The 6,162-nt window shown below is 69.2% G+C and carries 5 protein-coding genes; 2 read left to right on the top strand and 3 right to left on the bottom strand.

Features of this window, described 5'->3' with window-relative positions; translation table 11 throughout:
• The 3 genes from B2J86_RS15965 to tkt form a co-directional block, all read right to left on the bottom strand.
• On the bottom strand, positions 1-944 hold a 944-nt coding region (locus B2J86_RS15965), incomplete at its 3' end, for a YihY/virulence factor BrkB family protein (protein WP_173026093.1).
• Positions 945-1,254: 310 nt separating this feature from the next.
• A complete protein-coding gene (gap, locus tag B2J86_RS15960; protein WP_169169810.1) occupies positions 1,255-2,256 on the bottom strand; it encodes a type I glyceraldehyde-3-phosphate dehydrogenase in 1,002 nt (333 codons plus the stop codon).
• Between the two features lie 31 nt (positions 2,257-2,287).
• The gene (tkt, locus tag B2J86_RS15955; RefSeq protein ID WP_173026092.1) at positions 2,288-4,321 is read right to left on the bottom strand and encodes a transketolase; all 2,034 of its coding nucleotides are present in this window, start codon (positions 4,319-4,321) and stop codon (positions 2,288-2,290) included.
• A gap of 99 nt (positions 4,322-4,420) precedes the next feature.
• Here tkt and B2J86_RS15950 point away from each other — a divergent pair, with 99 nt between their 5' ends.
• Positions 4,421-5,233: a nucleotidyltransferase family protein gene (locus tag B2J86_RS15950; protein ID WP_173026091.1), complete on the top strand. Its 813-nt coding sequence runs from the start codon at positions 4,421-4,423 to the stop codon at positions 5,231-5,233.
• Positions 5,234-5,370: 137 nt separating this feature from the next.
• On the top strand, positions 5,371-6,117 hold the full coding sequence (locus B2J86_RS15945) for a TSUP family transporter (RefSeq protein WP_169638240.1): 747 nt from the start codon (positions 5,371-5,373) through the stop codon (positions 6,115-6,117).
• Positions 6,118-6,162 lie beyond the last annotated feature (45 nt).

Raw genomic sequence — 6,162 nt, 5'->3', positions numbered from 1 at the left:
GGCCCCGGCAGCGCCGCGCCGCCGCCCACCGCATCGGTGCCGGCGGCCGCCACCGCGGCGCTGTGCCGCGTTGCCGCCGTGGCCTCCATGCCGGCCGGTGCGCCGCGGTCGTCGGAATACACCTTCGTGAACTCGGCGCCAAGCAGGAAGATCTGCGCCGCGTAATAGACCCACGCCAGCAGCACCACCAGCGAGCCGGCGGCAGCAAAGGACTCGTTGACGCCGCTCTTGCCCAGGTACAGGCCGATGAAGAACTTGCCCACCTCGAACAGCACCGCCGTCACCAGCGCCCCCACCCAGACGTCGCGCCAGGCAATGGGCACCGAGGGCATGAACTTGAAGATCATGGCGAACAGCACCGTGGTCACGGCCACCGACAGCGCCATGTTGATGCCCTGCAGCAGCACCTCCCAGCCCGGCAGCAGTCCGCCGGCCCAGCTGCCAAAGGCCGAGATGCCGGCGCTGACCGACAGCGACACCATGAGCAGGAACGCCAGCCCCAGGATCAGCCCGAACGAGAGAATGCGCGCGCGCAGCACGGCCCAGACCCCGCTGGGCTTTTGCTTTTCGGGCACATGCCAGATGCGGTCGAGCGCGCTTTGCAGCTCGGCGAACACCGTGGTGGCGCCCACCAGCAGCACGCCCACGCTGATCAGCCCGGCGACGAGTCCCTTGGCCGGCGCGCTGGCGCTCTTGATGAGGCCCTGCACGGCCACGGCGCCCTCGTGCCCGATGAGGCCCTGCAACTGGCCGACGATCTCGCCCTGCACCGCCTCGCGGCCGAACACCGCGCCGGCCACGGCAATCACGATCACCAGCAGCGGCGCGAGCGAGAACACCGTGTAGTACGAAATGGCCGCGCCCATGCTGGGCGCAAAGTCGTCGAGCCAAGCCACGACGGCCCGGCGGCACAGGGCGAACAGGTGTTTGAAGTCAAGGCGCATGGCGGCGGTGGGCACAAGAACAAGGAGGGCCAGGCCCGACTGTGCCCAGCGCCGCGCCGCCGCGGTGCGCGCTGCGGGCGACAGCGCGTGTAGGCCAAAGCCGCTTGCGCGTGCGGCGCTGCGCCGGCGGCTGCGGTCGCCGGGCGTGCTTGCTCCTGAAAAAAGAGCTGTCAGCGCTTGTGCCACAAGGGCTGGAGGACGATTTGGCTGGAAGGTGGGTGGCCGGGGCGGCGCCCGGGGCGCGCTGCCCCGGCAAAAAAAAGCCGCCCGCGCGGTGCGGGCGGCTGCGGTCAGAGGGCAGGCCGGGCGCTCAGCGGGCGGCGACCACGCGCACCATGTCCAGGCACTTGTTCGAGTAGCCCCATTCGTTGTCGTACCAGGCGACGATCTTGACGAAGGTGTCGTCGAGCGCAATGCCGGCCTCGGCGTCGAACACGCTGGTGCAGCTCTCGCCGCGGAAGTCGGTGGCCACCACCTTGTCTTCGGTGTAGCCGAGGATGCCCTTGAGGGCGCCTTCGGACTGCGCCTTCATCTCGGCGCAGATCTCGGCGTAGGTCGCGGGCTTGTCGAGCTCCACGGTCAGGTCGACCACCGACACGTCGGAGGTCGGCACGCGGAACGACATGCCCGTGAGCTTCTTGTTGAGCGCAGGAATCACCACGCCCACGGCCTTGGCGGCGCCGGTGCTGCTGGGGATGATGTTTTCGAGGATGCCGCGGCCGCCGCGCCAGTCCTTGTTGCTCGGGCCGTCCACGGTCTTTTGCGTGGCGGTCGCCGCGTGCACCGTGGTCATCAGGCCGCGCTTGATGCCCCACTTGTCGTTGAGCACCTTGGCCACGGGGGCCAGGCAGTTGGTGGTGCAGCTGGCGTTGCTGATGATGGGCTGGCCGGCGTAGCTCTGGCAGTTGACGCCGTGCACGAACATCGGCGTGTCGTCCTTTGACGGGGCCGACATGATGACCTTCTTGGCGCCCGCGTCGATGTGCTTCTGCGCGGTGTCCTTGGTCAGGAACAGGCCCGTGGCTTCGATGACGATGTCGGCGCCGACCTCGTTCCACTTCAGGGCGGCCGGGTCGCGCTCCTGCGTCAGGCGGATCTTCTTGCCGTTGACGATCAGGTGGTTGCCTTCGACCGCGACCTCGCCCTGGAAGCGGCCGTGCACGCTGTCGTACTTGAGCATGTAGGCCAGGTAGTCGGGTTCGAGCAGGTCGTTGATGCCCACGACTTCGATGTCGCTGAAGTTCTGCACGGCAGCGCGGAACACCATGCGGCCGATGCGGCCGAAGCCGTTGATGCCAATCTTGATCGTCATAGCTCTATCTCTCCAAGGTTGATTGCCAAATTCACTTGCGCTTGAGCGCCGCCTGCACGGTGGCCGCCACGTTCTCTTCGGTGAAGCCGAAGTGCGCGAACAGCACGGGCGCGGGCGCCGATTCGCCGAAGCTGTCGATGCCGACCACGGCGGCGCAGCCGTACTTCCACCAGAAGTCGGTCACACCCATCTCCACGGCGATGCGCGGAAGGCCCGCGGGCAGGACGGACTTCTTGTACTTCACGTCTTCGCGGTCGAAGGTGGTCGTGCTGGGCATGGAGACGACGCGCACGGGGATCTTCTTGGCGGCCAGCAGGCGCTGCGCCTTGAGCGCCAGCTGCACTTCGGAGCCGGTGGCGATCAGGACCGCGCGGGCCTTCTTCTTGAGGCCGACGTCGCTCGGCTCGGAGAGCACATAGGCGCCGCGGCTGATGTCGCCCAGGTCGCGCTTGGGCGCGTAGGGCAGGTTCTGGCGCGAGAGCAACAGCGCCGTGGGCTTGTTGCGGTTGGTCAGCGCCACGCTCCAGGCGACGGCGGTCTCGGCCGTGTCGGCGGGGCGCCAGACGTCCAGGCCCGGGATCAGGCGCAGGCTCGCGGCGTGCTCGATCGACTGGTGCGTCGGGCCGTCCTCGCCGAGGCCGATGGAGTCGTGCGTGAACACGTGCACCACGCGCAGCTTCATCAGCGCGGCCATGCGGATGGCGTTGCGGCTGTAGTCGCTGAACGTCAGGAAGGTGCCGCCGTAGGGGATGAAGCCGCCGTGCAGCGCCACGCCGTTCATGATCGCGGCCATGCCGAACTCGCGCACGCCGTAGTTGATGTGGCGGCCGATCTGGCCGTCTTCGGTGCGCACCACGGCGCCCTGCGCATCCATGCGCAGCGCCGGCGTGCTCTTGGTGTTGGTGAGGTTGGAGCCCGTGAGGTCGGCGCTGCCGCCGAGCAGCTCGGGCAGGGCGGCCGTGAAGGCTTCGAGCGCTAGCTGGCTGGCCTTGCGGCTGGCGACGGTGGCGCCTTCGGTGTGGGCCTTGACCACGGTGTCCACGGCGGTCTGCGCAAACTCCTGGGGCAGGTCGCCGCGCATGCGGCGCGTGAATTCGAACGCCAGCTCGGGGAAGGCGGCCTCGTAGGCGGCAAAGCGCAGCGTCCAATCGGTTTCGGCAGCCAGGCCGGCGGCCTTGGCGTCCCAGTCGGCATAGGCGGACTCGGGAATCGCGAAGGGTTCGTGCGACCAACCCAGCGCGGCGCGGGTGAGGTTGATTTCCTCGGCGCCCAGCGGTTCGCCATGGGCCTTGGCGGTGTTGGCGCGGTTCGGGCTGCCTTTGCCGATGGCGGTCTTGCAGACGATCAGCGTGGGGTTGTCGCTGCTGGCCTTGGCCGTGGCGATCGCGGCGGCCACGGCCTCCACGTCGTGCCCATCGACCGCGTCGACCACGTTCCAGCCGCAGGCGGCGAAGCGCTGGGGCGTGTTGTCGATGAACCAGGGAGCGACCTGGCCGTCGATGCTGATGCCGTTGTCGTCATACAGCGCGATCAGCTTGTTCAGCCGCCAGGCGCCGGCCAGCGCGATGGCCTCGTGGCTGATGCCTTCCATCAGGCAGCCGTCGCCCAGGAACACGTAGGTGTGGTGGTCGACCACCGTGTGGCCCTTGCGGTTGAACTCGGCGGCCAGCAGCTTTTCGGCCAGCGCAAAGCCCACGGCGTTGGTCAGGCCCTGGCCCAGCGGGCCGGTGGTGGTCTCCACGCCAGGGGTGATGCCATGCTCGGGGTGGCCGGCGGTCTTGCTGTGCAACTGGCGGAAGTTCTTCAACTCGGCCAGGGGCAGGTCGTAGCCCGTGAGGTGCAGCAGCGCATACAGCAGCATCGAGGCGTGGCCGTTGGACAGGATGAAGCGGTCGCGGTCGAACCACTGCGGGTTCGTGGGGTTGTGCTTGAGGTGCCGGCCCCACAGCGCCACGGCCATGTCCGCCATGCCCATGGGGGCTCCGGGGTGGCCGGAATTGGCTTGTTGAACGGCATCCATTGCGAGTGCGCGGATCGCATTCGCCATTTGTTGAGAGTGGGCCATGGGGGCGGTTCCGGTCAGGAAGAAGAGGGAAAACCCGAGATTTTAACGGGGCCGCCCGCGCGGCCTGTCGGCAAGGGCCATGCACTACAGTGCCGTCCCATGCCCCGCCCCACCGCTTCGACCACCCCAGACCCCCGCGCAGCGCACCTTCCAGCCACTGCCGCCGCACCCCCCGCCCTGCTGCTGGCCGCCGGCCGCGGCGAGCGCATGCGCCCACTGACCGACACCACGCCCAAGCCCCTGCTGCGCGTGCAGGGCCAGCCGCTCTTAGAGTGGCATCTGCAGGCGCTGGCGCGCGCCGGCGTGCCGCGCGTGGTCATCAACACGGCATGGCTGGGCGCGCAGATCAGCAGCCATTTCGGCAGCCATTTCAGCCTCCAGCCCTTTACAGACAAGGGTGGGCAGCTGTCGATTTCGTATTCGCACGAAGGCCTGGATTTCGGCGCCGCGCTCGAGACTGCGGGCGGCATCGCGCGCGCGCTGCCGCAGCTGGGCAGCATCTTCTGGCTGGCCGCGGGCGACGTGTTCGCGCCCGACTTCGGCTTCGAGAGCGCCGCCGCGCAGGCCTTTGCGGCCAGCGACCGGCTGGCCCACCTGTGGCTGGTGCCCAACCCGGCGCAGCACCCGCGCGGCGACTTCGGCCTCTCGCCCGAGGGCCTGGCGCTGAACCTGCCCGCGGACGACCCGGCACCGCGCTACACCTACAGCACCCTCGCGCTGCTGCGCGCCGAGCTGTTCGCGCCGCCGTGGTGCGACATCCCGGCCGGCAACCCGGGCGGCGTGGCGGCCCCGCTGGCGCCGCTGCTGCGCCGCGCCATGGACGCGGGCCGCGTCAGCGCCGCGCTCTACCCCGGGCGTTGGGTCGATGTGGGCACGCCCGAGCGGCTCGCCGCGCTCAATGCGCGCTCCTGATATGTGAGCTGCTTGCGCTTGTCCAACTTCGTTTTGCGACTCGAAACCGTCCGAAATCGAGGATGTGCCAACGCACAGCGCTTCTTTTTTCATAGCTTTGCCGCGCCCGCCGCCGGGCCGCGTGCGCCGTCTGCCCCATGAGCCTTGCCCAATACCTGCTGTTCTTTTGCCTCGTCGCGCTGGCCACGTTCTGCCAGAACCTCACCGGCTTTGCCTTCGGGCTGATCCTGGTGGGCCTGGCCGGCGCCACGCAGCTGATGCCGATCGCCGACGCGGCCAACGTCGCCTGCCTGCTGTCGCTGGTCAACGGCGTGGCCTACCTGCGCAACCACCCGTTCTCGCCGCAGTGGCGCCTGCTGCGGCCCATGCTGGCCAGCAGCGTGGTCGGCGTGGCCGGCGGCCTTGTGCTGCTGTCCTGGCTCAGCGGCCATGCGCTCAACGGCCTGCGCCTGCTGCTGGGCGTGGCGATCGTGGGCTGCGCCGTGGCCTTGCTGTTGCAAAAGCAGGTGCGCACGCAGATGTCGGGGCCGGCCTCGCTGTGGGGCGCGGGCGTGCTCTCGGGGCTGCTCGGCGGGCTGTTCGCGACGCCCGGGCCACCGATGGTCTACCACCTCTACCGCCAGCCGCTCGACCGCCTGCTGGTGCGCCAGTGCCTGTTCGTGATGTTCATCACCTGCACCGTGCTGCGCCTGGGCGTGGTCGTGGCCACAGGGGACTTGCGCTGGGAACTGGTGCTGGTCGCCGCGCTGGCCTTTCCGGTGGTCACGCTCGTGACCTGGCTGCACGCCCGGCACCCGCCGGCCCTGCCGCAGCGCCTGGTGGAATGGCTGGTGTGCCTGCTGCTCATGCTGGCGGGCGGCAGCATGCTGGCCTCGGCGCTGTAAGAACGTTCTGAAGGCGCTGCCGGCGCCGGCCGGGGCCGCGCAGTA

Origin of the sequence: Acidovorax sp. SRB_14 (assembly GCF_012932145.1) — a bacterium.
Classification (GTDB): domain Bacteria; phylum Pseudomonadota; class Gammaproteobacteria; order Burkholderiales; family Burkholderiaceae_C; genus Simplicispira.
Note: the sequence above shows the minus strand (reverse complement) of the source record. Positions and strands in the feature narration are given on the sequence as shown.

Excerpts from the sequence above, each read along its gene's own strand:
- gap (WP_169169810.1), bottom strand. The coding sequence starts at position 2,256 with ATGACGATCAAGATTGGCATCAACGGCTTCGGCCGCATCGGCCGCATG.
- B2J86_RS15950 (WP_173026091.1), top strand. The coding sequence starts at position 4,421 with ATGCCCCGCCCCACCGCTTCGACCACCCCAGACCCCCGCGCAGCGCAC.
- tkt (WP_173026092.1), bottom strand. The coding sequence starts at position 4,321 with ATGGCCCACTCTCAACAAATGGCGAATGCGATCCGCGCACTCGCAATG.
- B2J86_RS15945 (WP_169638240.1), top strand. The coding sequence starts at position 5,371 with ATGAGCCTTGCCCAATACCTGCTGTTCTTTTGCCTCGTCGCGCTGGCC.